The organism is Pseudomonas sp. P4_C8, assembly GCF_056401975.1.
The window spans coordinates 133,135-159,044 of the sequence record NZ_JBFUIH010000004.1; the positions used below are offsets into that span (position 1 = coordinate 133,135).

At 57.8% G+C, this 25,910-nt stretch carries 23 protein-coding genes; 8 read left to right on the forward strand and 15 right to left on the reverse strand.

What is annotated here, in order from left to right:
• Positions 1-3 precede the first annotated feature (3 nt).
• The 8 genes from AC1DWM_RS03655 to AC1DWM_RS03690 form a co-directional block, all read right to left on the reverse strand.
• On the reverse strand, positions 4-1,017 hold the full coding sequence (locus AC1DWM_RS03655; RefSeq protein ID WP_477794638.1) for an iron ABC transporter substrate-binding protein: 1,014 nt from the start codon (positions 1,015-1,017) through the stop codon (positions 4-6).
• Between the two features lie 385 nt (positions 1,018-1,402).
• The gene (locus AC1DWM_RS03660; RefSeq protein ID WP_477794639.1) at positions 1,403-2,944 is read right to left on the reverse strand and encodes an ArnT family glycosyltransferase; all 1,542 of its coding nucleotides are present in this window, start codon (positions 2,942-2,944) and stop codon (positions 1,403-1,405) included.
• The gene (gene arnT / locus AC1DWM_RS03665) at positions 2,941-4,689 is read right to left on the reverse strand and encodes a lipid IV(A) 4-amino-4-deoxy-L-arabinosyltransferase (protein WP_477794640.1); all 1,749 of its coding nucleotides are present in this window, start codon (positions 4,687-4,689) and stop codon (positions 2,941-2,943) included. Before arnT ends, AC1DWM_RS03660 begins: the two co-directional genes overlap by 4 nt.
• Before the next feature lie 117 nt (positions 4,690-4,806).
• A complete protein-coding gene (gene pmrG / locus AC1DWM_RS03670; RefSeq protein ID WP_223513902.1) occupies positions 4,807-5,430 on the reverse strand; it encodes a lipopolysaccharide core heptose(II)-phosphate phosphatase PmrG in 624 nt (207 codons plus the stop codon).
• Between the two features lie 247 nt (positions 5,431-5,677).
• Entirely contained in the window at positions 5,678-6,238 is a 561-nt protein-coding gene (locus AC1DWM_RS03675) for a PqiC family protein (RefSeq protein ID WP_477794654.1), read from the reverse strand.
• Between the two features lie 29 nt (positions 6,239-6,267).
• A complete protein-coding gene (locus tag AC1DWM_RS03680) occupies positions 6,268-7,929 on the reverse strand; it encodes a PqiB family protein (RefSeq protein ID WP_223513686.1) in 1,662 nt (553 codons plus the stop codon).
• Positions 7,910-8,566, reverse strand: coding sequence for a paraquat-inducible protein A (locus tag AC1DWM_RS03685; protein ID WP_223513689.1), 657 nt, complete (start codon positions 8,564-8,566; stop codon positions 7,910-7,912). The genes AC1DWM_RS03680 and AC1DWM_RS03685 overlap by 20 nt, the downstream gene beginning before the upstream one ends.
• Positions 8,563-9,159 carry a paraquat-inducible protein A gene (locus AC1DWM_RS03690; RefSeq protein WP_223513692.1) on the reverse strand — a complete coding sequence of 199 codons (597 nt, stop codon included), beginning with the start codon at positions 9,157-9,159 and terminating at the stop codon, positions 8,563-8,565. The genes AC1DWM_RS03685 and AC1DWM_RS03690 overlap by 4 nt, the downstream gene beginning before the upstream one ends.
• A 243-nt stretch (positions 9,160-9,402) precedes the next feature.
• On the opposite strand from AC1DWM_RS03690, the gene AC1DWM_RS03695 reads away from it, so the two are divergent.
• From AC1DWM_RS03695 to AC1DWM_RS03715, 5 genes are all read left to right on the forward strand, one after another.
• A complete protein-coding gene (locus tag AC1DWM_RS03695; protein ID WP_223513694.1) occupies positions 9,403-9,684 on the forward strand; it encodes a YtcA family lipoprotein in 282 nt (93 codons plus the stop codon).
• A 16-nt stretch (positions 9,685-9,700) separates the two neighbouring features.
• Complete coding sequence (gene mdtN, locus AC1DWM_RS03700; protein WP_223513697.1) at positions 9,701-10,753, forward strand: multidrug transporter subunit MdtN; 1,053 nt, start codon at positions 9,701-9,703, stop codon at positions 10,751-10,753.
• Positions 10,750-12,795 carry an FUSC family protein gene (locus tag AC1DWM_RS03705; protein ID WP_477794641.1) on the forward strand — a complete coding sequence of 682 codons (2,046 nt, stop codon included), beginning with the start codon at positions 10,750-10,752 and terminating at the stop codon, positions 12,793-12,795. The genes mdtN and AC1DWM_RS03705 overlap by 4 nt, the downstream gene beginning before the upstream one ends.
• Positions 12,792-14,261 carry an efflux transporter outer membrane subunit gene (locus tag AC1DWM_RS03710; protein WP_477794642.1) on the forward strand — a complete coding sequence of 490 codons (1,470 nt, stop codon included), beginning with the start codon at positions 12,792-12,794 and terminating at the stop codon, positions 14,259-14,261. Before AC1DWM_RS03705 ends, AC1DWM_RS03710 begins: the two co-directional genes overlap by 4 nt.
• A 142-nt stretch (positions 14,262-14,403) precedes the next feature.
• Complete coding sequence (locus AC1DWM_RS03715) at positions 14,404-15,021, forward strand: dihydrofolate reductase family protein (protein WP_477794643.1); 618 nt, start codon at positions 14,404-14,406, stop codon at positions 15,019-15,021.
• Positions 15,022-15,024: 3 nt separating this feature from the next.
• Here AC1DWM_RS03715 and AC1DWM_RS03720 read toward each other — a convergent pair whose 3' ends face one another.
• From AC1DWM_RS03720 to AC1DWM_RS03735, 4 genes are all read right to left on the reverse strand, one after another.
• A complete protein-coding gene (locus AC1DWM_RS03720) occupies positions 15,025-16,380 on the reverse strand; it encodes an ATP-binding protein (protein ID WP_477794644.1) in 1,356 nt (451 codons plus the stop codon).
• Positions 16,356-17,021 carry a response regulator gene (locus tag AC1DWM_RS03725; protein ID WP_223513709.1) on the reverse strand — a complete coding sequence of 222 codons (666 nt, stop codon included), beginning with the start codon at positions 17,019-17,021 and terminating at the stop codon, positions 16,356-16,358. The genes AC1DWM_RS03720 and AC1DWM_RS03725 overlap by 25 nt, the downstream gene beginning before the upstream one ends.
• 107 nt (positions 17,022-17,128) lie before the next feature.
• On the reverse strand, positions 17,129-17,566 hold the full coding sequence (locus tag AC1DWM_RS03730; RefSeq protein ID WP_223513711.1) for a hypothetical protein: 438 nt from the start codon (positions 17,564-17,566) through the stop codon (positions 17,129-17,131).
• A 27-nt stretch (positions 17,567-17,593) separates the two neighbouring features.
• A complete protein-coding gene (locus AC1DWM_RS03735; protein ID WP_223513714.1) occupies positions 17,594-18,358 on the reverse strand; it encodes a COG4705 family protein in 765 nt (254 codons plus the stop codon).
• A gap of 336 nt (positions 18,359-18,694) precedes the next feature.
• Between AC1DWM_RS03735 and AC1DWM_RS03740 the strand changes: the two genes are divergently transcribed.
• On the forward strand, positions 18,695-20,248 hold the full coding sequence (locus tag AC1DWM_RS03740) for a phospholipase D-like domain-containing protein (RefSeq protein WP_411741838.1): 1,554 nt from the start codon (positions 18,695-18,697) through the stop codon (positions 20,246-20,248).
• A 15-nt stretch (positions 20,249-20,263) separates the two neighbouring features.
• On the opposite strand, the gene AC1DWM_RS03745 is transcribed toward AC1DWM_RS03740, so the two are convergent.
• Complete coding sequence (locus AC1DWM_RS03745; protein ID WP_223513912.1) at positions 20,264-20,935, reverse strand: class I SAM-dependent methyltransferase; 672 nt, start codon at positions 20,933-20,935, stop codon at positions 20,264-20,266.
• Positions 20,936-20,970: 35 nt separating this feature from the next.
• Entirely contained in the window at positions 20,971-22,143 is a 1,173-nt protein-coding gene (locus AC1DWM_RS03750) for a DUF2252 domain-containing protein (protein ID WP_317849367.1), read from the reverse strand.
• Positions 22,144-22,879: 736 nt separating this feature from the next.
• Here AC1DWM_RS03750 and AC1DWM_RS03755 point away from each other — a divergent pair.
• On the forward strand, positions 22,880-23,269 hold the full coding sequence (locus AC1DWM_RS03755) for a hypothetical protein (protein ID WP_411741839.1): 390 nt from the start codon (positions 22,880-22,882) through the stop codon (positions 23,267-23,269).
• A gap of 652 nt (positions 23,270-23,921) precedes the next feature.
• Entirely contained in the window at positions 23,922-25,313 is a 1,392-nt protein-coding gene (locus AC1DWM_RS03760) for an MFS transporter (protein WP_223513723.1), read from the forward strand.
• Positions 25,314-25,467: 154 nt separating this feature from the next.
• Here the strand turns inward: AC1DWM_RS03760 and AC1DWM_RS03765 are convergent, their stop codons facing one another.
• Entirely contained in the window at positions 25,468-25,902 is a 435-nt protein-coding gene (locus tag AC1DWM_RS03765) for a VOC family protein (RefSeq protein WP_223513726.1), read from the reverse strand.
• Positions 25,903-25,910 lie beyond the last annotated feature (8 nt).

Below are 25,910 nucleotides of genomic sequence, written 5' to 3' on the forward strand. Positions count from 1 at the left end.
CAATTAGAGCAGTCCCGCCTGAGTCATCAGCTCCACGGCTTTTTTACTGTCGAGTTTTGAGGCATCGACTGTCGGCGAGTCGAGCTGCTGCAAAGGCACCAGTTTAGGGTTGGAGGGTGCGTTCTTGCCCACGGCGTATTCAAACGATTTGCCGGTTTCCAGGACTTTCTGGCCTTCCTTGCTGGTGATCCACTTCAGTAGCGCCTGAGCGTCTTCCTTGTGTTTGCTGGAGGCCAGAACGCCGCCACCGGAAACGCTGACAAAAGCGCCCGGGTCTTTGTGTTTGAAGTAGTACAGGGCGGTGTTTTTGCTGTTTTCACCGGTCTTGGCTTGGTCGCCGTAACTGTAATAGTGGTAAATCACGCCGCTGTCGACCTGGCCCGCGTTGACTGCTTTAAGGACGGCGCTGTTGCCACGGTAGGCCGTGTAGTTGGCTTTCATCCCTTTGAGCCATTCGAGGGTCGCTGCTTCGCCCTTGAGTTCGAGCACGGCGGCGACGATGGCCTGGAAGTCGGCACCGGCGGGCGATGCGCCCCAACGGCCTTTCCAGTTTGGCCCGGCCAGGTCCATCAACGATTTTGGCAGATCAGCTTCAGGCAGTTTGCTCGGGTTGTAGACGAACACGGTGGAGCGCGCAGCGATCCCGACCCATTTGCCATGCGCCGGACGATAAGCCGCGTCCACTTGCTCCAGGGTAGTCGGCGCTACGGGTGCAAGCAGGCCCGCGTTGTCCACCAGCACCATGGCCGGGGAGTTTTCGGTCAGAAATACGTCGGCCGGGGAGGCGGCGCCTTCCTGCACGATCTGATTGCCCATCTCGGTGTCGTCGCCGTTACGCAGGGTGACTTTGATCCCGGTTTCCTTGGTGAACCCCTCGACCCAGGCCTTGGTCAGGCTCTCGTGTTGGGCGTTGTAGACCACGATACCGTCGGTATCAGCGGCATAGACATGTCCGGCGGCCAGCAGTGCAGTGGTCAGCAATGCTGTTTTGAGGAACGAAGGGATGGAGGGCGTCATTAGGGGGGGCAGCTCCTGTTCTTTTTAGTAGTCATGCACACCGATTCGCTAGCAAATCAATGCGAATCATTTGCATGTTTTGAGTCGCAGGGAATGTAGAACGTAAAATGAGAAAAAAACGTCAAAGAAACCGTTAATACATGTCATTTTCATTCAGATTAGCAGTCCCTCAGCTACTTGCCCGACGGATCTGATGTTAACGGAAGTCATCGATCAGCGCAGGCATTCGAGCACAACGTCGGGTTTGTCTACCAGCAGGATTTTTTTCCGTGTACCAAGGTTTGAGCAACCGACCCCCATTGTTGCGGGCGGTTGCTCAAATCTGAATAGTGGCGAAAGGATAGTGCCGTGATCCAGGGGGCGTCTGGAAATTTGGCCATCCGATTCAATTCTGCGTTGGGGACGATTGCGGAATAAACGCCACGCTTTGGTTTTCACGGGAGTGAAACATCCGTTCACCGTTGGTGGGCGTAGTGGTGATGACCTGATGGTCGGCACTCAGGTAGTTCAGCGGCAGCGCATCGCCCTTGTGGTATTGCGCGATAACGATAGTGCGTTTCGGATCCCAGTGTTGACCGCTGGTGTGGTCCAGCCAGTTCATCAGCGCTGTGGTGTTGCCGGTGCGAGGAAAATCGTCGGATTGCTGCACGTAATAGAACGGTGCGCCCCCGGTTTGCAGGTACATCGGCACTTTGTTGTCGACGTCGATCATGACCAAGCGCCAGTGACTCAAAGGTGCGCGTTTGATGGCCTCAAGCTTGACCGTTTCACCAAAATGCACCACGCCGCCACCAATGTTGGTCCAGGGGTACAGCACGCCGAGCACGGCCATCAGTACGGCTGCACTCACCCCGAAACCAATCTTCAACCCGCGACCGCCAAACGTGCTGACCTTGTTGCCTTCGGCCATGCGCCGGGTGATCCACCAAGCCCCCAGTAACTGGGCGAAGGGCACGAGGGGCAATACGTAGTAGCTGCGCCGGCTGCCGCTGGAGGTGAAAAACAGCATCAGCAGCCCCAGCCCCCAGATCAGCCAACGTGTATTGGGTTCGACACTGCGCCAGTTGCGCGCAGCGACCCACAACGCCAACAACCAGCAAGGTGCCCACGGCAAGGTGTAGACGGGGAGGTAAACCAGATAGGTGTAAATCGGCCCGATGTTATCGAACGGCTGGAAGAACCGGACGACATTCTCGCGCAACACCAAACCCAAACCACTTTCGCCATAGGTCGGTGTGCCATACACATGCGACAACATGAACGGTGTCATGTAGAAAACACCGGCAACCGACAGGGCTGCACACAGCCGCCAATTGAGGTGGCGTTTCCAGCGCCCCTCCTGCACCAGATGAGGCAACAGCAATAACCCCGGCAATATCAAGCCGATCAAACCTTTGAACAGTGAGGTCAGGGACAGCAGCAGGCAAAACACCAGGTAGCGGCTGAACCGTGTGTCTTCGGGCCCGCGCCAGTACCACCACACCGCTGCCAGTACGCCACACACCGTGAGAATGTCAGCCGTGGCAACTCGTGCCCAGAAGACAAAATAGAAGGTGGTCGCCAGCATCCAGCCGGCAATCAAACCGGTGCCTTTGCGATACAGTCGTACGCCGATCAAGTACACCAGCCACACGCTCAGCCACGCCGCAATCACCGACGAGAGACGCAATGACCAGTGGTCCAGACCGCCTGTCAACCAGGCCGAGGCGGTGATCAACCAATAGGAGGGCAGGGGTTTGTCATAGTAGGCCGCGCCCTTGAGGTAGGGATCAAAATAGTCACCGCTTTGCAGCATTTGTAAGGCGATGTTGGCCCAGCGTGTTTCCGCTCCCCATAATTCCCGGGTGCCCAGCCCCAACAACAGCATCAGCGCTGCCGTGGCCAGCAAGAGCGTTAACCTGCCCCTGTCACTGGCCCAGAATTTCATGACGGGTTTCCAGTCGGTACTTTTGGCGAAACACTGTCAGGGCCGGTTTGCGGAAAAATCAGGATCTGCAGATTGCCGCGCTGATAGCGTTTGCCATCGAGAGGCAACCGCTCGACCTCCTCGGTTTCCGCGACATTGTTGACCCGCATCACCACACCGACCGCGCCTTTTTTACGCGCCTCTGTCATCCACTCCCCGACGTTGTCCATGGTCACTTTGCGCGAGGCCATGGCGGGGTCGCCGAGACCGTATTTCAGCTCGCCGATGGTATTGAACAGATCGACTTGCGGGCGCTTCAAACGCCATGACAACGCGGAGGCTGCACCGAGATCGTTGCTGAGCAATGAGCTGGTTTCGCCCAATGCATCAAGGTGCTCGGCAATGAACTGGTCCGGCATTTTGCTGTTGACAATCTGTGCCGGCATGGCGGCCGGCAACAACGCAACCAGTATCCATATGCCAAGGGCCGGCATCGCCCAAAAAATCAATGGGCGCAGGACTTGTAATGAGTTGGTAATGATCCAGCCGAGCAACACGATAAACACCAGGGACAAGCTCAACATCTCGGTGTTTTCGTAGATTTTCCTGGAGATCTGCAGATAGAGCAGGGCGATCAGGGCAATCGCGCCCACGGTGGTGTTGATCGCGGCATTGATGCGAAGCGACCGGGTTCGCCCTTGACTCAAGAGCTCCATGACCGTGTGCCCCATCAACAGGGCCAGCGGCAACAGGCACGGCATGATGTAGGTCGGTAATTTGCCACTGCTCAAACTGAAGAAGGCCAGTGGCAACAGCAGCCAAAGCAGCAGGAAACCGATGACAGGCTGGCGTTTATGCTTCCAGGCGTCGATGAACGTGGCCGGTAGCAACGCAGCCCATGGCAGGCTCGACACAACCAGCAAGGGCAGATAGAACCACCATGGCCGCGCATGCTGTGCATCATCGGCGGCGAACCGGCGGACGTGTTCGTTCCAGAAGAAAAAGCGCCAGAAGTCCGGTTCCCGGTGGTGAATGGCGAGCACCCATGGCAAGCACACCACCACCGCAACCAGCACGGCCAATGCACCATAACGCACCAGTTCACCCATTCGCCGTTGCCAAAACATATAGGGCAGGGCGATCAATACCGGCAACAACCAGGCCAGAAAGCCTTTGGTCATAAAACCCATGCCACAGGCAAAACCCAGCAGCACCCAGGCGCCTGCTTTGCTTCGAGGGGTATGACTGTCGATGGCAAACCAGAGCGCGACCAGGCTCAGGTTCACCCAGAGGGTGAATTGCGGATCGAGGTTGGCGTAACCGGCTTGACCGGCAATCAGCCCGAAACTCATGTACAGCAACGCGCAGGCAGCGCTTTTGCGCGGGTCGTTCCAAAGCCTGCGGGCGATCAGGTAGGTCAACCAGACACTCAGCCCGGTACTCAGCGCCGAGGCAATCCGCACACCAAACAGGTTATCGCCAAAGACAGCCTGACCGATGGCGATCATCCAGTAGCCGGCAATAGGCTTTTCGAAGTAACGAATGCCCATGAAGTGCGGCGCGACCCAGTTGCCGCTCAGAAGCATTTCCTGGCTGATCTGGCCATAGCGGGTTTCATCGGGGATCCACAACCCGTGTGTCATCAGCGGCAGGAGGTAGAAGACAACAAACGCCAACAGCAGGCCGGGCACGATCCAGCGTTTGACAGGCGCAGGAGTGCGAGATAACTGACCCGCAGAAAAGGGCAATGGCTGATGTAAAGTCATGACTCGTCCTTGGCGAAATACCGCGAGAGGGTAGCGTGGGTGGCGAAGTTCAATGGGCAATGCGCCAACTCAAATTGAGTCGACGGCTACTGTTTACGGTTGGCAAGTAGCGGTTGTTTATTTTCCCTGCAAAGCGTTCCAGTCTTCGGGATTAACAATGCCCAGCACCTGGAGTTGCCCGTTAGTGTCAATGCGCAAGAACAGTGAACTGCCATATTCACTCTTTGCCGCGTGCGGGAAACCGGTATCGGCTAAAAAGTCGCCAATGCAGCCACTGTGAGAGACCAGTACCAGATTACGATGGGCTTGTTTGTGCGCCACCACATCGTTGCGCAGTGTTTTGCCACAAGTGACCAGCCATTCCTGACTCACCGGGTCTGTGCCGAACATGGCGTGCGACGTTTGTACTGTCCGCGTTGCCGGGCTGCTCAACACGTCGGTCTGCGCCATGCCCAGGCGCATAAAGTGCTGGCCTACCGCAGTGGAAGACTCGTTGCCGAACCGGGTAATACCATCGGCCGGCCCCAGGCAAGGGTTACTGGATTGGTCGCACCGCTCGGCGTGACGAACCAGCGCTACCACTTCGCCAGCCTGCCAGTCTTTCAACAGTTCTGCCTTGGCGGAGGGATTTGCGTTGGCCAGGTGGGTGGGCGATTTGGTCCACAAGACAAAGCCTGTGACCACTATGACAGCCACCACGGTTGCGATCAGCGATGCCAGTTTTACTCTGCGCGAAGTCATGTTTCGTTCGTTATCTATTGTGGGAAAGATGCGGGCAACACTAGAGATGTACAGGTAGCGGAGGAGTGAAACGAATGTGAAAAAATTGCGCAGCAGGATGGCAGGCATACTTACCTGGTTATTGAAAACCCTTGCCTTTTACCAAGTTCTTTGAAACGCAGGGCTGTCGAAATAAAAACACCACACGATATTGTTCAGTGGTCGCAGTGGCACCGCTGAACAATACCGGGGCGCGCAAGAAGTGGCGTCAGGCAGGGGGCGGGCAACTTTGTTGTGTCCCCTTGGCCGCCTGGCCGATCAGCGCAGCCAGGCGCTTGACGTTATTTTGCTGGGCCAGGGCCAGATCTTCGATGCTCCCCCCCGAAGGCGTTTGCAGGATGCTACGACAGGTGATAGACGCGCCATTGACTTCATTGGCGGCGCGCAAGCGCCAAGTCACATCAATCAGCCCGTATTGCCCGGGAAAGGAATCAAAACGCAGTACATCGATGCGCAGCGACAGCTTGCGCTGGGGGTTGAGGTTGGCCAATTGATCCACCAGGGCACTGCGGAACTCCTCTCCCAGCGATGCCCCCCACCATTCGGATTCAAGCAGCACCAGGCCGCTGTTGCCTTGGCGAATAACCACCTGTGGCCGGTCGACTTGCGCCGGTACACTGAGGCTCTCAATCTCGATGACCACAACGTTACTGTGCGTTGCACCACCTGTGTGTGGTGGCATCAGGGTGTGGTAGTGAACAGGTTCACTGCGGCAGGCCGCGAGCAGCAGGAGCGCAGCGACCAAGGTGAGCTTCGGCGAAAAAGCCATACATGTTGCTCCTTTCTTCTGCTGCGCGGTCATTGATTCAGGTCCTGTGCCGAGGCGTTTTTCGGTCGACCACGAATCAGTGACTCCGGATGCCGGATCAGGTAATCCGCCAGTCCGCGCAATGATCGCGCCGCGCTTTCCAGCTCTTCCAGAGTCTGCCCGAGCTTCTCCCGTGATGGCGAACCCTCGGTAATGGTGGCGTTGGCCGATTGCAGGGTCGAGTTGGCCGACAGCAAGGTCTTGCTGACGTCCGACAGGGCAGTATCGACGCCGGGCAGTGTCTTGCTGTTGAATTTGACCAGCCCTTTGCGCACTTCCACCAGGTTGCTGTCGAGGTTGCCGGCAATGCGCTCGATCGGCAGTTTGTTGACCTTGTCGACCATGGATTCGAGTTTTTCCTGCAATTGTTCGAGGCTGCCCGGAACCGTTGGGATCATGACCGGGCGCGCGGTCGCATCGAAGGCCACTTTGTCTGCTTTAGGGTAGAAGTCCAGGGCGATGTACAACTGACCGGTCAACAGGTTGCCAGTGCGGGCCTGAGCACGCAGGCCGTTTTCGATGAAGGAGCCAATCATCCGAACGCCAGCGGCTTCGTCATTGGGGTCATGATTGAGCGCCTTGATCATCTTGGTGTGGGCCTGACCTAGACGCTGCGGGTAGATCACGATGCCGACATTGACCGGAAAACTGCGTTTTTTCTCGTCGAAATCCAGATTGACCGACACTACCTTGCCGATTTCGATGCCCAGGAATTCCACCGGCGCATCGACCTTCAACCCACGCATGGCCTGATCGAAACGCAAGGCCAGGAATTGCGCCTTGCCATTGGGCGGGGCGAGGGCGCTTTGCTGATCCTCAAACAGCTCGTAGGCATACTCTTCGGGGGCAGGTTTGTCGTTGGGGTTGTATTCCGGTGCACGGAAGGCAATACCGCCCACCAGCAAGGAGGACAACGATTCAGTTTTGACATCAACACCGTTGGCATCGATGCTCACGTCCACACCGCTGGCATTCCAGAATCGGGTGTTTTCAGTGACGTATTGGTCATTGGGCGCATGGATGAACAGGTCGATGTTCACCCCTTTGCCATCCGGGTCCAGCGCATAGGCCACCACCTGACCGACCGGAATCTTGCGGTAATACACCGGCGAACCGACGTCCAGCGACCCCAGGTCCTCTGTGTGCAAGGTGAAACGCTTGCCCGGTTCGCCATAAGTGATGGCCGGCGGGATTTCCAGGCCCTTGAAGTTTTTCGCGCGGTCATTGGCCTGACCGATATCAGCGCCGATGTAATCCCCGGACAGCAACGTATCAATCCCCGAAACCCCACCGGCACCGATGCGCGGACGCACGACCCAGAACTGCGAGTCTGAACGGGTGAAACCTTCGGCCTGTTTGGTCAGTTTGATCGTGGCGTTGACACTCTTCTGGTCGCTGCTCAACTCCACGTCCGAAACCTGGCCGATAACTACACTGCGGTATTTGACCTCGGTCTTGTTGGCTGTCAGGCCATCACCGGTCTTGAACATGACGGTGATGGTCGGGCCTTCCTGCAAAATGCTGTGGACCACCAGTGATATACCCACCAATACCGCAACAATTGGGACGATCCAGACCAGCGAGACGCTACGACCAGTCTTGACTGGGGCCTGGCCGGGGGCTTGTGGACCTTCAGTGGCTTGCGACTTCATCCATGACCTCCTCGTTTTGTGGGTTTCCCCGTGTTTTATCCCAAATCAGGCGCGGGTCGAAACTCATCGCCGACAGCATGGTGAACACCACCACCAAACCAAAAAACAGAATACCCGCGCGCGGTTCGATGTCGGCCAGGGCTTTGAACTTCACCAGTGAGGCCACCAGTGCCACCACGATCACGTCGAGCATTGACCAGTAACCGATGACCTCGACGACGCGGTACAACTGCGACCGCTCCTTGCGCGCCCAGAGGCTGTCGCGATGCACGGACACCAGTAAAAACGTAAGGGCTACGAACTTGATACCCGGCACCGCGATGCTGGCGATAAAAATGATCAGCGCGATGTCCCAGGCGCCGGCCGCCCAGAATTCCAGTACACCGCTCATGATCGTGCTGTCGGCGCCGTTGCCGAGCATCTGGGTGTTCATGACCGGCAACAGATTGGCCGGGACGTAAAACGCCAGGGCCGTGAACATAAAGGCCCACGTGCGGGCCAGCGAATTGGTTTTACGCCGATGCAAAGGAGCGCCACAGCGCTCGCATTCGTGCGGATTATCGGTCATGTCGCAAGTCATGCCGCAGGTATGACACAGGCACAGGTTGAGATCGCTGGCGACCGGGGGCATGTTCATAAAATGTCCCATAATTCACGGATATCGCGCCCGGCGATGCGGATCATCATCAGGCTGAGCACGGCCAGGGCAAACAGGCCGATGCCCGGCAGCACGTCGAGAAATCCGGCGAGTTTGATGACCGCGACCATCGCCGCCAGAAAGCAGACTTCCAGCATGCTCCAGGGCCGAAGGGCTTCCAGCCAGCGCATGCAGAATTTAAACCCGGGCGAACGTCGGTGCGTGAGGGCGAAACCCAGGACCCAGATCAGCAGCAAGAGTTGGAAAATCGGCGCGAGGATCATCGCGATCGCAGCGACCAACGCGATGAAGGTGATCGGCCCAAGGCTCAAGGCCAATACCGAATCCCACAGTGTTGCGCTGTTTCTAACGCCTTTCAGGCTGATGGTCATGACGGGATACAGGTTGGCGAAAATCCATAGCATCAAGGCCGCGAAGGTCAACGCAAGTCGTTGCTCCACCGTCATGCGGTTATAGCGCTGCAGCACGGCGCCGCAGCACGTACACAGGGTTTTCTGGTGTTCAACGAGCGTGACTTTTTCATACACACAGTCGCAGTGCTCGCAGATGATCAATTGATCAGTATTTGCCATGGGCCAAGGCTCAACAAGAGGCAGGAAGTTCAGAGCACCCCCTCAATATAGAAGTGCCTTGCAATTGAGCAAATCGAAAGTCGAAACGGTGGCGCAGTGTAGCAATGAAACTCCCATCTTTGTGAGCTATAAAGAACGCTCGCGCCCAAGACACGACCATGAAATGACCAAGCGACGTACACTACTGAGGCCGTTGTTCGTCGTCTGTTAATACTCGTGTTTTCCTGCGGTGGAGAAGCCTCGATGAGCCATAAGGGAAAGAAGACGAGTCGCTGGCACGGCGGCATTGTTCTGCTGTCGCTGGCGCTATCCGCCTGTTCCAATGCGTCTTCGGTGCCCGTGCTGGGAGCGTTTTTCCCTGACTGGTTGTTCTGCATTCTCGGCGCTACGCTGCTTGTCCTGATTATCAATAAATTGCTGGCTCGGCTCGGCTACAGTGCCTGGCTGGCGCCCCCAGCGCTGTTTTATCCCATGCTGACTGCGCTCTTCGCCTTGAGCGCCTGGCTGCTGTTCTTCCAGTCCTGACCGGGAGTCGCCGACCATGAGCGAAAAAGCTGTAAAGCCGCTGCCCCGGCGCGTTCTGGTACTGGTGCTGCTGGGGCTGACGTTGGTCCTGCTGATAGGGGTGGTCTGGCGGCTCGACAATGCGCCACGCACCGATGACGCCTATGCCTACGCCGATACCATCAGCGTCACCCCCGAGGTGAGCGGCAGCATCGTCGAGCTACCGGTGCACGAAAACCAGCAGGTGAAGCAAGGGGATGTACTCCTGCGCATTGATGCACGTCCCTATCAGGACGTCCTCGACCAGACTCAAGCGTCGATGCAAGCGCTGAACCAGGAAATCATCCTCAGCCAGCGCCAGGTCGATGCCCAGCAATTCAACTCTGATGCCGTACAAGCCAGCATCGAACGGGCCAGAGCGACGGCGGCCCAGACCGCGGACACCCTGCGCCGGATCGAACCGCTGCTATCACGCGGCTACGTGTCTGAGGAGCAGGTGGACCAGGCGCGCACCGCCGCCAAGAGCGCCCGAGCCGAATTAAACGCCGCCCAGCTACAGGTCAAACAAGCCGCCTCTGCCGTCAGTGGGGTTGATGCGTTAGTGGCCAAACGCGCAGTGATCCAGGCGCAAATAGCCCGCGCCGAGCTGGATCTGGAACACAGTGTCATGCGCGCGCCCTTCGACGGCCGAATCGTCGGTCTGACGACCTCCGACGGCCAGTTTGCAGCCGCCGGGCATCCGTTGTTCAGTCTGATCGATACGCGGCACTGGTACGTAGTAGCGAACTTTCGCGAGACCGAACTGCACAACATCCATACCGGCAACCGCAGTACGCTCTATCTGATGAGCGACAGCGGGCGTGCATTCAGCGGTACCGTCGACTCCATAGGCTTTGGCGTTTTTCCTGACGATGGCGGCGCTCAAGTCAGTGGACTGCCCAAAGTCGCGCGAACCATCAACTGGGTGCGGGTGGCCCAACGTTTTCCGGTGCGCATTCGAGTCGATCAGCCCGACCCGGAGTTGTTCCGTATCGGTGCATCGGCGGTGGCCGTGATCCACACCGATAACAGCGAAGGTAAGCGGCAATGACTATTGTAGATGGCCGGTTTGAGCGGCTCTGGCGCTTTCTGGTCGTGGAGTTGGCGGCCTTTCCCGGGCGCAGCAACGCATTACTGCGCAATCTGCTGGCGTGTACGCTGGTCATCATTCTTTCGATGAGTCTTGAAGTGCCGCTGCTGGCACTGTCACTGATCATGGTGTTCTTCGTCAGCCAGACCAACGTGGTACTGACAAGGATGGCCGGCATCCTGTTCATCGTCAGCGCGACGCTTGCCATCGGTATTGCAATCCTTCTGCTCAAGTTCACTTATGGCTATCCGCTGCTGCGCATCCTTTGTGCCAGTGCGGTCTTTCTTGTCAGCCTGTTCGGCATGCGCGCCACGCGCCTTGGCCCGCTGTTTTTCGTGGTCGCTATCGTCACTATTTACGTCCAGAGCCTGGTGGATCTCGTTGCGCAGCCCGAGTTGCTGTTACGGGGTTGTCTGTGGGTATGGATGGCCGTGGTTTATCCGACGCTGGTCACCCTGCTGGTCAATACGTTGCTGTTGCCACAAGAACCGCAGCAGCTATTGCGCGAGGCAATGCGGCGGCAGTTGGCGAAGGTCGAGGCGTGTCTGTTCGCGTTGGAGGAGGGGCGGGCGAAGATTCCTGTGATCAGCGCGACTGACGTGCAGCAGGGCGTGCTCGGCCTGCACAAACTGCTGAAGTTTGCGAGCATGCGTGATGCTGGCTATCGCGCGCATGAGGTGCAGCATTTGGCGGTGATCATCTGTGTAAGCCGGTTGCATGCCGCTGCCGCGTCCTTGAACGGCGCCGTCTCTGATATCGAGGCGCTGGCGGCGTTACGCCAGGATTGCGCGGCGCTGGCCAAGGCCATCGAGGTTGACCCCATTGCGGCGCTGTTGTTGCGCAGCACGGCATTGGCGCGACCGCTGATGCCTCCAGCGCTGGAGGAGATGCGCGACGCATTGCGCACCCTGGCCGTGAGCGAGCGTGAGATCCCGGCCAGCAACACGCCGGTGAAGGAACCGCTATTGGCAAGCGATGCCTTCAGTAATCCCAATTACCTGTTTTTTGCCTTAAAAACCTGGCTGGCTACGCTGTTTTGCTATGTGTTCTACAACGCGGTGGACTGGCCGGGTATCCACACCGTGATGCTGACCTGCGTGATCATCGCCTTGCCCAGCCTCGGCGCCTCGACCCAAAAAGGCGTGTTGCGCATTGGCGGTTGTCTGCTGGGGAGTGCGTTGGCACTGCTGTGCATGGTCTTTGTCATTCCGGGCATCGATAGTTTGGTCGGCTTATTGATCATGAGCCTGCCGGTGATCGGTCTCGGCGCCTGGGTTGCGGCAGGTTCTGAGCGCATCAGCTATGCGGGTTTGCAGATCATGTTTTGTTTCGCACTGGCCTTGCTCGAACAGTTCGGACCGACGACCGATCTCACCGAGATCCGTGACCGTCTGGTGGGTATTATTCTCGGTGTTCTGGTCAGCACACTGGTGCATGCTCTGCTGTGGCCGGAAAGTGAGGGTGACAGTTTGCGTCGGCGCCTGAGCGCAATCCTGCAGAGCCACGCCGGATTATTGCGAGCACTCGCGTCCAGTGCATCGACGCAAACTTTGCACGAATCGAGTTTGCGCAGTTGGGGTCAACTGGCTGAATGCGAGGCTATGCTCGCCCGGGTCGCGCTGGAGCCTGGTTGGCAACAGGGTGAGCACGAAGAACTGACCCTGTTCACGCAGACGCTGCTGGCCAAGGCACGGCAGACCCTTTTGTTGACTGGCCAGTTACAGCGCAACCGTGCGGCACTCAACGCCGAACTGCCGATGTCGCTGCGGGCCTGGCTGGACCAGCATCAGGCGCAATTGGGGGCATGGCTGGTCAGCTACGCGGCACACATGCTGGATCCGGCGGTTGCGCTGGATGCCTTGCCGCCATTCGATCCGCCAATTGAAGAGGAACCGGACGGTGACGCGGTGTTACTCGAGCTGCAGGAGCTGCGTCGTCAGTTTGATTCCCTACCGGATTGGCAGTCATTCGAAACGAGGACCCTGGCGGAGCAGCGCTCATGAACGCCGGTGCTCGTTTGTGCGCGTTGCTCGGCATCAGCCTGATATTCGGCGGATGCGCACTGATTCGCGAAGAGGGCGAGCTGGTGCCGCAGCGCAACCCGGCCAGTATTCGGCTTTCGGATGACCTGCACCTGGCCCGCGAAGGTTGGCCCGAGGCGCGTTGGTGGGCACGCTATCAGGACCCGCAGCTCAACCAGTTGATCGACATGGCCTTCGATCAGGCTCCGGGCATCGCCATTGCTCGCAGTCATATTGATCAGGCCCGCGCCCAGGCAGCCTCGGTGAAATCCCTGACCGGCGTGCAAGTCGAGCTGGTCGGGCTGGTCAACCGCCAGCACGTCTCCGCCAACGGCTTTCTCGGTCCCTTTGCGCGAAACGAACCGCAACTCGGCCTCACTGGCCCCTGGTACACCGAGGGCATAGTGGGACTCGGCGGCACGTACCAACTCGATCTCTGGGGGCGCCAGCGTGCGCAAGTAGACGCGGCTTTGGGTGTGCGTAACGCGCGGCAGGCTGAAGCGGCCTGGGTCGAACTGGAAGTGTCCAGCGGCGTTAGCCTACTGTATTTCCAGATCCAGACGGCTCAGCAACTGCTGGCCAACCTTGAACAAATGTCGACCATTGCCGCCGAAGTGGTGGCCGCGCATCAAGCGCTCATTGAGCGTGGTCTGGAGGCGCAGCCGCAGAAGCAACTGGCACTGAGCAACCAGGCATTGATCGATCGTCAGATTGCCTCTTTGCGCAGCCAGACGCAGCAACTGCGCGAGGCCATGCGAGCATTGCTCGGCGTCGGCGCTGAGGTCTCGCTGCCATTGAAGCCGAGAACACTGCCGGAACATGCCTATGGCGTGCCGCAAAGCCTGGGTTACGAATTGCTGGCGCGACGTCCGGATTTGCAGGCCATGCGCTGGCTGGTGCAGTCGTCTTATTCAAATATCGATGCGGCCAAGGCAGCCTTTTATCCGAGTTTTGACATCAAGGCGTTCTTCGGTGCCGACGCCTTGCACATGGGGGACCTGTGGGACCACGACAGTCGACAAATCAATCTGATCCCGGGCGTGACCCTGCCAATCTTTGATGGCGGTCGCCTGAATGCCGAACTGGCAAACACCCAAAGCCTGAGCAACACCCTCGTGCAGCAGTACAACCAAGCGGTGCTTGACGCCGTTCGTGACGTCGCCGTAGCCGGAAGCAAGTTGCAAGGGTTGGACGCAGAGGAGAGGTTACAGCAAGCTCGAATCGGTAATTTTCTGTTCAACCGTGACAGTGCCGAGGCGCATTATCAACGCGGCCTGTTAGGTCGGGTCGTGGCATTGGAAGCGAACCTGCCGCTGTTGGCCGAGCAGAGCAGCCTGGCCTTGTTGCAGGGGCAGCGCCTGGAAAGCGAGGTGGCGCTGATCAAGGCGTTAGGCGGTGGTTATCACTCCAATCCTTCCACATCCATGAGTGAAGCGAGCCGAATGTAGTGTTCGGATAGTCAGGTGTGATCCGTGCATCGCGCTGTCGATTTCGCATCGGCTTGTTCGACTATCCATCATGGAATGAGGCTGTCGGGTTACTGTGACCCCAGGCTTTCCCTGTACGAGTACTCACTGGGAGAAGAAGACTATGCGCAAGCTCATCGTTGCGGCATTCATGAGTCTGGATGGTGTTATGCAAGCGCCCGGCGGGACTGATGAAGACACCAGCGGCGGATTCCGCTTGGGTGGCTGGATCGTGCCCTACGCCGACAACGTCTCCGGCCAGGCCATACAGGACCTGTTCGCGAAGCCGTTCGAGTTGCTGCTGGGGCGGCGTACCTACGACATCTTTGCCGCTTACTGGCCGCACAGACAGGCCGATTCAAAAAGCCACGCCATTGCTGATCTGTTCAACAACGTGCCCAAGCACGTCGCTACGCATCACCCCGATACGCTCGATTGGCACAACAGTCATGCTTTGCAGGGAAATCTGGCCGATGCGATACGCGCGCTCAAGCACGAGGACGGCGATGATCTCTTGACGCAGGGCAGTGGCGATCTGGTGCGCCAACTGCTTGCCGCCGGGTTGGTGGACGAGCTCAGGCTTATGATTTTTCCCGTGGTGCTGGGCCGCGGCAAGCGCTTGTTCGACGACACTGCACAAGCGTTGGCGTTCACGCTGGCGCATTCGATCAGCACGCCAGGTGGTGTGCTGATCGCCCGCTATGTCAGCCAGGGCGAGGTGCGCACAGGGGCGTTTGAATAAGCCTCATGGTTTAGCTCTTTTTAAGCAGACCGAAACACATAACCCGCTCTGGTTCAGCTCATCTGAAAAACTCAATCGGATGTGCGCCCCCGTGCGATCGGCTATCGCCTTGACGATGGATAAACCCAGCCCGGAGCCTGTTTCATCGGTTCCCAAACTGCGGTAGAACGGATTGAATACCAATATCTGTTCTTCTGCGCTGATACCTGGGCCAGAGTCCTTGACTTGAAGAATCACTGTTTCTGGCGCCAACTCGATTGTCAGGTCGACTCGTCCGTCAACGGGGGTATAACGGATAGCGTTATCCACCAGATTCTTGACCAGGATTAACAGATCCATTTCGTTGATGTTGACCTGTACATCTTCGATTCCTTCAACACCGATATCGATGCGCTTGCGCTCTGCCAGCGGCAGTAGGTCTTCTAGTACCTGTCGATAAACTTCATGGACTGAAACTGATGCCTGTGATTGATCCGGGCTCGATTGTGCGGCTGCCAAGGCCAGCAGTTGATCAATCAGTTTTCTGCTGCGTTCTATTCCCCGGGACAATGGCAACAAACGTTCATAGGCCGGCGCCGGCATTTCTGTGGCGGACAGTCGCTCGGCTTGTAGTGATAGGGCTGTCATTGGGGAGCGCAGTTCGTGGGCTGCGTCGGCGATGAAGCGACGTTGGGTGTCCATGGACTGCGCGACGCGCGCCAGTAAACGATTGATCGCCACGACGAAAGGACGGATCTCGGTCGGCAGGTGGGTTTCATCTATTGGGTGCATTACCTGTTTATCGCGCTGATCGATTTCGTCCGAGAGGGTCGCGATGGGGCGGAAAAGTTTGCGCACCAGATCCCCCACCACCAGCAACAGCACCGGAAACAAAATGAGAAACGGCAACAGACTGCGCCAGGCGCTCTCGCGTGCCTCTTTGTCGCGCACGTCGGCCTCTTGGGCGATTACGATGCGTTCACCACGTAACGTGGTTCGGATCAGCACGCGAAAGTTTTCGCCAGCGATGTTTATGGTCGACAAGCCATCAGCCAGCGTTGTGGGGAACGGTAGCGGTATTGTTGCGTCGTCGGAGCCAGTCGCTTTGCTGCTGTCGGTCAGGTATTGCACGATGACCCTGGATTCTTCGTCGTCGCCAACGATCTGCTCACCCGCGGGGTAACGCAGGGTCATCTGCTGCCGCTCAAAAAGAACGGCCACTTGACGCAGGGTCTCATCCTGCATTTCGTGTGCCTCGTTCAGCGCGGAGACGAACGCGAAAATACCGGCGAGCGCCGCCACGATCAGGATGGCCAGCGACAGCGTTATAGAAAGCCGTACCTGTATCGATTCGCTCAAGTGCTTTTTGAAACCATCCATCCCATTCCCCTGACGTTTTTGATGACATGGCTCCCCAATTTGCGCCGCAGTGCGTGAATCAAAAATTCCACCGCGTTGCTTTCCACTTCATTGCCCCAACCGTAAATTCGGTCCTCAAGTTCGCTGCGAGAAAGTATGGCGCCAGGCCGGATCAACAGGGCCTGCAACAGGGCGAATTCACGGCTGGAAAGCTGAACATCGGGGGTGTCGGCGGTGGTGGCTTGTTTGGAGACCAGATCCAGTGACACCACGCCGTTATCCAGCAGTGATTGGGCGCTGCCGCCTTTACGGCGTAGCACGGCGCGCATGCGGGCCAGCAGTTCTGCCATGGCGAAGGGCTTTAGCAGGAAATCGTCAGCACCGCCGTCGAGGCCGCGCAGGCGATCATCGAGACCCTCCCTTGCAGTGATGATCAGCAGCGGTACGGGGTTGTTACGGCCGCGTATGACATCAAGCACATCGAGCCCGTCTTTGCCGGGCAATCCGAGATCCAGCAGTACCAAGTCATAAGCATGAGTTTCCAGTGCCGCAAGGGCGGTGAGTCCGTTTTTCACCCAGTCAGTGGCGTAGCTCGCATCGTTCAGCGCACCCTGGATGGCATCACCAATCATCGGGTCATCTTCGACCAGCAATATCCGCATGTACGGCTCCAAAAAAAAAGCGCGGCGGGCATGACCGTCGCGCCTGTATTGAAGCACCTGAGCCGGTGTTTGTCCGCCGCCGGATCAGCGCAATGTACGGCTGTTGGTCACTGCTGGCCCTTCATGGAATCGAAGGTTTTCAACAGATCATCCATCGCTGCCTTGCAATCGGCCTGCTTCGGCGTGCTCGCGCGCAGGGCATCGAGTGCCCGGTCAATCGCTTTGTCCAGAACATGCCAGTCACTGGCAGCGCGGGGTTTGATGCCTGCTTCGGCAGAGTCCCAAGACGTTTCCAGATCCTTGATGCGGGTTTTCGCCGCGGAAAGATCGTTTTTATCGACGAGCGCGGCGACATCGGTGGCAATAGCGCGGAACTCGGACAGATCGCCCAGTTTTGAACCGGACTGGGCGGACGCGCTCACCGAAGTCGTCGGCGCGCCAGCGCCGGGTTTGTCGGCAGGTTTCGAGCATCCGGCGGCGACGCTGAGTAAAAAAATCGACGAGACGATAGCAATGTGGCGAATGGCTTTTTGAAGTGGACGCATGACTAATCCTTGATGGCCTTTGAAAGGTTACTGAGAGACGGTTTTACGGTTGCCAACGCTGATTTGCGCGGCCGCGACCAAAAGCACAATGACGCACAGGAAGATAGCGCTGGTCCAGGCTGCGCCCATGCCGAGGCCGCCGTAGGTTTTGGCCTGGGTCAGCAAGTCGCCGAGGGATGCACCAAACGGGCGGGTAAGGATGTAGGCGATCCAGAAGGTCCACACCACATTGCCGCCCATGCGCCAGACCACCAGAGTCGTGGCGATCAGCGCACCGAAAATTACGGCGCCGAGAGTGAAACCCAGGCCCAGAGCTTCGGTGGCCAGGTCGCCCGCGGCAGTGCCGAGGGCAAAGGTGAAAAGCACGGTCGTCCAGTAAAAAAGCTCCCGTCGCGGGGTGATGATTTCGCGGATCGACAGGTTGTGCTCCGCCCGGTACCAGACCATGAAGTTGATCGCCAGCAGAACGAAAAAGACCGCCGTGCTGGTGTACAGGCTGATGTCGAGCATGTCGGTCATGATGTCGGTGATCTGTGTCCCGACGATGCTCACCAACACGACGGTCAACCAGTAGATCCAGGGCGAGTAAGCCTTGGTGCGCAGTTGAAAGCACAATGCGAGCGCCAGCAAGACGGCCATGCCGATGCTGGTCCAGCCGGCACCGAAACCGGCATCTACCGCCAGAAAGTCTGCTCCAGTTTCACCCACGGTCGTGGACAAAATCTTGATCACCCAAAATGACAGTGTCACCTCGGGTACTTTGTTGAGCCATCCGGCTTTTTCGGGATTCATCTGCGGGTAGCCTCTCCTGAGCGGCGCTGAACTTGCGCAGGGGAGAAGATACGTAGCGAAACTTAGCTGAGACTGAGGGAAGGCAATGCGATTGCCGCACTTCTTTTGCCGGGTAGCTCGTTGAAGGCATTACAGCGGATTTTGGGACGCTTCCTATTACTTGCGCAGCCTGGTCCGGAGGCTGGTACTGCCGGTAAATTTCGACAGACTGCTTGAACCGGGCTTTACTGGAGTAGGTTGTGCAGATTGCCGTGGGTTACATGTTCTCTTCAGTCGGCAAGTACCGGCTGGCTTCCGAGGTCGAAAATACACCCGTTAAGGTTGAGGACGAGCCCCTTGTCCATCTCCTGGTTCTTCCCCGCACTGTTGCTCACACTGCTGGTTGCCGGCTGCGTCACTACGCCCTTACCCCACGACTTCAGCGAGACATTACCCGCCAGCGATTCGTCATTCGGGCGCTCCATTCAGGCGCAGGCCGCGCCGCATGAGGGGCGTTCGGGTTTTCGCCTGTTGCCTAACAGCAGTGAAGCGTTCCGGGCGCGCGCCGAGTTGATCCGCAACGCGCAGAAAAGCGTCGATCTGCAGTACTACATCGTACATAACGGTCTCAGCACCCGAGCACTGGTGCGTGAATTGTTGTTGGCAGCCGATCGCGGCGTACGGATACGCATCTTGCTCGATGACACGGCCAGCGACGGCCAGGAAGAAGTCATCGCTACCCTGGCCGTGCATCCGAACATCTATATCCGCGTCTTCAACCCTCTGCATCTGGGGCGCAGCACCCTGGTGACCCGAACCATGGGCCGTCTGCTTAATCTTTCCCAACAGCACCGGCGCATGCACAACAAACTGTGGGTGGCCGACAACAGTGCGGCCATCGTCGGCGGACGCAACCTGGGGGATGAATATTTCGACGCCAAGCCCGATCTCAATTTCACCGACATGGACCTGCTGTGCATCGGCCCGGTCGCCGAGCAGTTGGGCCACAGCTTCGATCAGTACTGGAATAGTTCCCTGAGCCAGCCAATCAGTGACTTGGTGCTCAACAAGCCAACCGCTGAAGACTTGCTAAAGAGTCGCCAACGCCTCGAACAATCGCTCCAGATTGCAAGTACCGAGAACAAGGCCTTGTACGACCACCTCATGACCTACCGGGCTCAACCACAACTCAATTTATGGCGCAAACAGCTGATCTGGGCCCATAGCCAGGCGATGTGGGACGCCCCGAGCAAGGTACTGGCTGACGACGAACCGGCCCGCTCTCTATTGATGGCCACACAACTGCGACCTGCGCTCGACGGCGTCAGTAAGGAGTTCATCCTGATCTCGGCCTATTTCGTCCCGCAAAAGCCGGGAATGAGCTATCTCATCGGTCGTGCCGATGCCGGTGTTGATGTGCGCCTGTTGACCAACTCACTGGAAGCCACCGATGTACCGGCGGTGCATGGCGGCTATGCGCCTTACCGCAAGACCCTGCTCGAACATGGGGTGAAGCTCTATGAACTGCGGCGCCAGCAGGACGATCCCAGTGGCGGTTCTTTCCGTGGCTTCAGTGGTGGCTCGGACTCCAGCTTGCACACCAAGGCCATGATCCTGGACAAGCAGAAGGTGTTCATCGGCTCCTTCAATTTCGACCCGCGTTCAGTGTTTTGGAACACTGAAGTCGGGGTGCTGGTCGACAGCCCTGAATTGGCCGGCTACATGCGCGACCTGGCGCTTGAGGGCATGGCACCAGCCGTGAGTTACCAGGCCCGGCTGGAAAACGGCGAAATTGTCTGGATCGCCGAAGACGACGGCCGCCGGTATACCTTGCATGAGGAACCCGGTGGCAAATGGCGCAGCTTCAAGGCCTGGCTCAGTGACAAGATCGGCCTGGAGAAAATGCTCTAGATTGAAGCCCGGCTCTCACCCCCGTTGCTCGGCCACCAGCAGCAGCGACTGCGGCACAGGACTTTGCGGATGCTGCGGCTCTTGCAAGCCGACCAGGCGAAAGCCGCCCATATCCAGCGCATTCAGCCAACTGGACAAGGTGCGAAAGTACCACGGCATGGGTTGCCACAGCCCCTCGAACCCGGCGAAGGTCTCTTCCCGCCAGCCATCCTGATAGTCGCCCGCCGCTGCGGTCCACGGATGCAGCGTCTGAATCACCAGCGTGCCGCCAGGGACGAGCAGCGCGTTCATGGCGGCGAGCAGGGGGATGATGTCCTGGTGCAACAGTGCGAAGTTGGCGCAGATCAGGTCGTAGTCGCAGCCGACGTTCACCTTCGCTTCCACCAACGCTTCATAGCTCGCCAGATGGACCGGTGAAGAACCCGCTGCCCGCGCCGCTTTTACCAGTGTCGGATCACCGTCCACACCGATCGCCGTGATGCCCCGTTCAGCCAGCGCTCGCAACAACCAGCCCTCGCCGCAGCCGAGGTCGAGCACGTTCTCGGGCTGGCGGCCTATAACTGCCAACAGGATGGCCTGGTCGGTGACTTTCAGACGGCTTTCGATGGCGCCGGTGCGGATGGCTTCGATCCAGGATTGGGCGTTGTGCTTCCAACTTTTGAGAAGAACGAATTCGGGGGTGGGCATATCGATGTCCGGAGGTGTCAGTTGGATCGGCTTCATCACTCTTCTTCTCTCAACGCATTGATTCGCCCTGATTTTTCGGCGGCCACCAGCGCGGCATGGTCCTGTGCATTCTGATCGGCATAAGCGATGGCAAATTTTCCGATAGCCTGGTCGAAGGAGTCTGTCTTGCCCAGGTAACCACTAATGAGCGCTGCATCTCCTGATTTGGCGTGGGCACGGGCCAAGGTAAGACCGCAACACTCGGCGTACATCTTCATGCGTGCAGCAGATACGCCTTCGATGGGCGCCGACATTTTCATGTCTCGCAACTGACGTACAAAGTAGTACCGGCCGTTTTGGCCGCGTGTCCAGCCCAAGAAGATGTCGCTGGACGACTGCATCAGACGTTGCCCCGTGACCACACGCTGCCCCTGGTTCTCGTAGTCGCTCTTGCCTGCATAGGGTGCCAGTACCGAAGGACAGGCTTCCTTGAATTGCAGGAGCAAAGGGTGGTTTTCCGCGGAAAAGAACAGGCCGACGAAACAATAGGTACCGACACTGCCGATGCCCACCGCTTTGACGGCAATGTCTTCGAGACGGTAGCGATCGAAGAGCACGCGCCGTTCATGGGGCAGCGACAATCGATAATCTTGCAGCGCCAAATGGACGCTCCGTGCAAAGCCCTTCTCATACACATGAAAAAGTATGGGGGGTTGATCGATCAGACGCCGTCGCCCTCCGACTTCGCCGCTGATCTTGGGATAGAGGTAATCACCAACGCGCATCTTGGCCTTTGCGACCAATTGTTCGCGGATTTTCTTGATTTCAGCATTGGGCGACATATCAATGATCGCTTGCGCATCCAGGCGGTCATACCAGACATCCATCGGGTTCATCTTCGAAAATTTGCGCAGGTACACGCGGTAAGCACGCACGCATTCGACGGCTATGCCCTGTGCACTTTTATCGTTGAGGCGGTTATCGCGCGCGGCCACGGCAAAACTGATCGCCAGGCGTTTTACATCCCATTCCCAGGGGGCGGGGAGTGTTTCGTCGAAATCGTTAATGTCAAAAATCAGATTGCGCTCAGGTGTCGCAAACAACCCGAAGTTCATCAGGTGACAATCTCCACAGGCCTGCACCTGAATGCCGGTGGTCGGGAGAGTGGCCAGGTCATGCGCCATCAAACCCGCAGAACCGCGTAAAAAGGTGAATGGACTGCGCAACATGCGACCGAAGCGCACAGGTACCAGATCAGGCAGTCGATAGCGGTTGGACTCTTCGAGGAGTTTGATCGGGTCACGGTGTTTGCGTGCGGGTTTCCATTGGGCGTGAACTGCATGCGGCAGACGCTCGCGTAATAGCTCACCTTCGTACAGACGCTCCTTGCGCGAGTGAAAGACTCGCTCGTCCCCGTTGTCTTCCGATTGCCCTGCCTTGCTGTTGGCAAACCTGTTTTTGCGGGGGGCCATGTCCACTCCTTTGCTCAACGAAATTTGACTCGCTTGGGCACAGGATCGGGTAATTCGACTGTTCCATCAGTCACAGAGAACACGTGCGCCAGTAGGCTAAAAAGCGCCAAAGCTGATGATTCAAGCGTAGCAGTTCTGATCTTGGGTGCTGCATTGAGCGTGTGATTACGTTGAACTTGAGCGGACAGCACTTATCTATAAAAAATGAGGGAATACTTTCCCACTCATCGATGCTAACTGGCTCTGAAGGAACGTGCGGAACCGCAGTTGCTCGTTAATGCTGCAGATTTATGACCGCGCCGGTTAGCTGGCCGCTCCAATGGGTGGCCGGGAACTCACTGGTGATTGCGTTCGATACGGAGATGACAACGCAACGCCAAGCGGAGGTGCATCATGCTGCTCAAAAAATGTTTATTGGCGCTCGCAATTGGCGGTGTCCTGTCGGCATCGACTGTCCTGGTACCCGATTACATCGGTAGTTTCTCCAGCGTATATGCCAAAGATGGCAGCAGCGGCGGAGGTGGAGGCAGTGGTGGTCACGGTGGTGGCTCCGGCAGTGGAGGTTCCGGAGGCAGTGGTCACGGTGGCGACGGCGGAGGCTCAGGAGGCGGTCACGGTAGCAGCGGCCATGGAGAAGGTGGTGATCATGCTGCTGGTCATGACGCTGACCATGACGCTGACCATGGCGGTATTGCCGGGAACAGAGGCCCAGGCAATGCGCATGACAACGACGCTGACGATGCCGCAGATGCAGCCAGGGACGCTGCCAGAAACGATGCAGACGCAGCCCGAGATAATGCCAAAGCTGCTGCAGATGCAGCTAGAGATGCGGCCCGAGCTGATGCGGATGCAGCCAGGGATGCTGCAAAAGCTGCAGGTGTAGCGGGCGCAGATGCAACCAGAGATGCTGCGAGGGCTGCCGCAGATGCGGCCAGGGACGCCGCCAAGGCAAACGCAAATGCCACCAGAGATGCGGCGAGGGCTGCTGCGGATGCGAACAGAGACGCTGCCAAAGGTCAGGCGCGCGCAGCTAGAGGGGCTATGGAGGACGCCCCAGACGCTCCAGACGCCCCAGACGCGCCGGACAGGGACGTGGCTGAGGTACAAAAATAAGCCTGCAAGTTCCGCCATGAACACGGCAGGTATACCAGTAGAAAGCGTCCCTCAAGCTTGAGGGACGTATCGGCAAAGAGTCGCAAGCCTTGGAGAATCACCGGGTTTGCGACTTTTTTTTCAAAATCGACCCGAACGGTCCGAAACACCGACGAGGATGGCGGCAGCACGCGATACGTAGCAGCTGGCGAAGCCTGCGTCCGGCTGCGCAGCAGTCGTGATATCAGACGAAACGGTGTGTCAGGAAGACAGCAAACTCAGGTTTTACGACTGCTGCGCAGCCGGACGCAGGCTTCGCCAGCTGCTACAGGTCGCATTACGGCTTAACTGATCGGCATTAGCTAAACGCTGTACGTCTGGTGTTGTACCCCTCATTCGATAGTAAAGTATCGAGCATTGTCGTAGCTAAACAGGGATGACCGATGTCTCAACGCCGCTCAACATTGATTGCCCTGTTGGTAGCGGTCACCTTCTTTATGGAGAACCTCGACGCTACGGTGATCGCCACTGCGCTGCCGGTCATGGCCAGGACGTTTGGTGTGCCAGCGGTGGATGTGAGCATTGGTATGAGCGTCTACATGCTCTCGGTTGCGGTGTTCATCCCCATCAGCGGCTGGTTGGCTGATCGCTTCGGCTCACGTCTTATATTCAGTTCGGCGATTGTGCTGTTCAGCCTGTCTTCGTTGATGTGTGGGTTGAGTGATAGCCTGGAAACCTTTGTTGTCGCGCGCGTGCTGCAGGGCATCAGCGGAGCGATGATGGTACCGGTAGGGCGCTTGGCAGTACTTCGCACCACCGAGAAGAAAGACCTCGTGCGGGCGATCTCTTTTATTACCTGGCCCGGTCTGGTCGCACCGATACTCGGGCCTCCCTTGGGCGGTTTCATCGTCACCCACGCGTCCTGGCCGTGGATTTTCTACCTCAATCTTCCGCTAGGCGTGCTGGCCTTGATTGCCGCGCTGGTATTGATTCCCAGGCAAGACCACATTGTTGCCCGGCGATTCGATTTCAGTGGTTTTCTGCTCGCAGGCGGCGCCAGCGCTGCGCTGCTGTTCGGCGTAGAGATGCTGGGGCAAAGTCATGCCAATCTGTTGCCAGCACTGTCACTCAGTGGTGCAGGTGTGATACTCGGTGTTATTGCCTGGCGACATCTGCGTCGGCATGCGCAACCGTTACTGGCGCTGGGTGTTTTGGGAATCCGTACCTTCAGTGTCTGCCTATTGGGTGGCTCGATTTTTCGGATCGCCATCAGCACCTTGCCGTTTCTCCTGCCGCTGATGTTTCAACTCGCCTTCGGGCTTTCTGCATTGGATGCGGGGCTACTGGTGTTGGCCGTCTTTGCCGGCAATCTGGCCATGAAGCCGTTCACCACGCGGGTGATGCAACGTTGGGGGTTTCGCCCGGTGCTAATGTTCAACGGCATCCTCGGCGTACTGGCGATCGCGGCCTGTGCGTTACTGGATGAGCACATGAGCCGAGTGCTGATTTTGTTCATTCTGTTTGTCGGTGGCTTGTCACGATCCATGCAGTTCACCGCGTTCAACACGCTGGGTTTTGCCGATGTCCCCAAGGAGCAGATGAGCGATGCTTCAACCTTGTTCAGTATGTTCTTCCAACTGAGCATGGCGATGGGGGTTGCCACGGGCGCGTTGCTGCTACGTTTCTCCATGAGCATCCATGGCAACACTGAGCTCGCCAATACAGCCGACTTTCAGCTGACGTTCCTTTGTGTTGCCTTGATTGCGGGGATCGCATTGCTGGACAACTTGAGACTGCCACCGAAGGCAGGTGAGTCGGTATTGCAGCGAGCATAAGAAAAAGACAGGCCTTCAGGTGTTGAGCGCTTGCGCCTCAACACCGTGTCAGCGTCGAATCCTTTTTACCCCGTTCAAACTTCGTGATAGGGAATCCATTGATGTTGGATCTGAAGCGATTGTGTGGAGGTTATCGTGCGCGAGCGAGCCGCCCTTAGCCAAGTTGCTCGGCAAGTCCGACGATGATGCCCTCAGGCCCACGAATATAGGCGAGCCGGTACGATTTCTCGTACTGCGTCTGGCCAATGAGTTCTGCGCCATGGGCCTGCATCCGCGCAACGACAGCATCGATGTCATCAACGGCAAACATGATGCGACGAAGACCCAAAGCGTTCACTGGCGCTTCCACGGGCCCAAATCTGACTGCATTTGGCGTGTGGAATTTGTCCAGTTCAATTCCCTGCCCATCGGGAGTCCGCAGCATCGCGAGGGTGGCTCGGACGTCTCCAAGCCCTATGAGGCTCCCGACAGAAGGCCCTTCAACCGTTGTTTGGCCCTCAAGCTCAAGGCCCAATTCGATAAAGAACGCTTTCACCGCTTCGAGATCGTCGACAACTATCAGGACGTTGTCCATTCGCTTGACTGTCATGTCCTTCG

Coding starts and splice junctions, on each gene's coding strand:
- AC1DWM_RS03655 (WP_477794638.1), bottom strand. CDS start 1,017: ATGACGCCCTCCATCCCTTCGTTCCTCAAAACAGCATTGCTGACCACT.
- AC1DWM_RS03660 (WP_477794639.1), bottom strand. CDS start 2,944: ATGAAATTCTGGGCCAGTGACAGGGGCAGGTTAACGCTCTTGCTGGCC.
- arnT (WP_477794640.1), bottom strand. CDS start 4,689: ATGACTTTACATCAGCCATTGCCCTTTTCTGCGGGTCAGTTATCTCGC.
- pmrG (WP_223513902.1), bottom strand. CDS start 5,430: ATGACTTCGCGCAGAGTAAAACTGGCATCGCTGATCGCAACCGTGGTG.
- AC1DWM_RS03675 (WP_477794654.1), bottom strand. CDS start 6,238: ATGGCTTTTTCGCCGAAGCTCACCTTGGTCGCTGCGCTCCTGCTGCTC.
- AC1DWM_RS03680 (WP_223513686.1), bottom strand. CDS start 7,929: ATGAAGTCGCAAGCCACTGAAGGTCCACAAGCCCCCGGCCAGGCCCCA.
- AC1DWM_RS03685 (WP_223513689.1), bottom strand. CDS start 8,566: ATGAACATGCCCCCGGTCGCCAGCGATCTCAACCTGTGCCTGTGTCAT.
- AC1DWM_RS03690 (WP_223513692.1), bottom strand. CDS start 9,159: ATGGCAAATACTGATCAATTGATCATCTGCGAGCACTGCGACTGTGTG.
- AC1DWM_RS03695 (WP_223513694.1), top strand. CDS start 9,403: ATGAGCCATAAGGGAAAGAAGACGAGTCGCTGGCACGGCGGCATTGTT.
- mdtN (WP_223513697.1), top strand. CDS start 9,701: ATGAGCGAAAAAGCTGTAAAGCCGCTGCCCCGGCGCGTTCTGGTACTG.
- AC1DWM_RS03705 (WP_477794641.1), top strand. CDS start 10,750: ATGACTATTGTAGATGGCCGGTTTGAGCGGCTCTGGCGCTTTCTGGTC.
- AC1DWM_RS03710 (WP_477794642.1), top strand. CDS start 12,792: ATGAACGCCGGTGCTCGTTTGTGCGCGTTGCTCGGCATCAGCCTGATA.
- AC1DWM_RS03715 (WP_477794643.1), top strand. CDS start 14,404: ATGCGCAAGCTCATCGTTGCGGCATTCATGAGTCTGGATGGTGTTATG.
- AC1DWM_RS03720 (WP_477794644.1), bottom strand. CDS start 16,380: ATGGATGGTTTCAAAAAGCACTTGAGCGAATCGATACAGGTACGGCTT.
- AC1DWM_RS03725 (WP_223513709.1), bottom strand. CDS start 17,021: ATGCGGATATTGCTGGTCGAAGATGACCCGATGATTGGTGATGCCATC.
- AC1DWM_RS03730 (WP_223513711.1), bottom strand. CDS start 17,566: ATGCGTCCACTTCAAAAAGCCATTCGCCACATTGCTATCGTCTCGTCG.
- AC1DWM_RS03735 (WP_223513714.1), bottom strand. CDS start 18,358: ATGAATCCCGAAAAAGCCGGATGGCTCAACAAAGTACCCGAGGTGACA.
- AC1DWM_RS03745 (WP_223513912.1), bottom strand. CDS start 20,935: ATGCCCACCCCCGAATTCGTTCTTCTCAAAAGTTGGAAGCACAACGCC.
- AC1DWM_RS03750 (WP_317849367.1), bottom strand. CDS start 22,143: ATGTTGCGCAGTCCATTCACCTTTTTACGCGGTTCTGCGGGTTTGATG.
- AC1DWM_RS03755 (WP_411741839.1), top strand. CDS start 22,880: ATGCCAAAGATGGCAGCAGCGGCGGAGGTGGAGGCAGTGGTGGTCACG.
- AC1DWM_RS03760 (WP_223513723.1), top strand. CDS start 23,922: ATGTCTCAACGCCGCTCAACATTGATTGCCCTGTTGGTAGCGGTCACC.
- AC1DWM_RS03765 (WP_223513726.1), bottom strand. CDS start 25,902: ATGACAGTCAAGCGAATGGACAACGTCCTGATAGTTGTCGACGATCTC.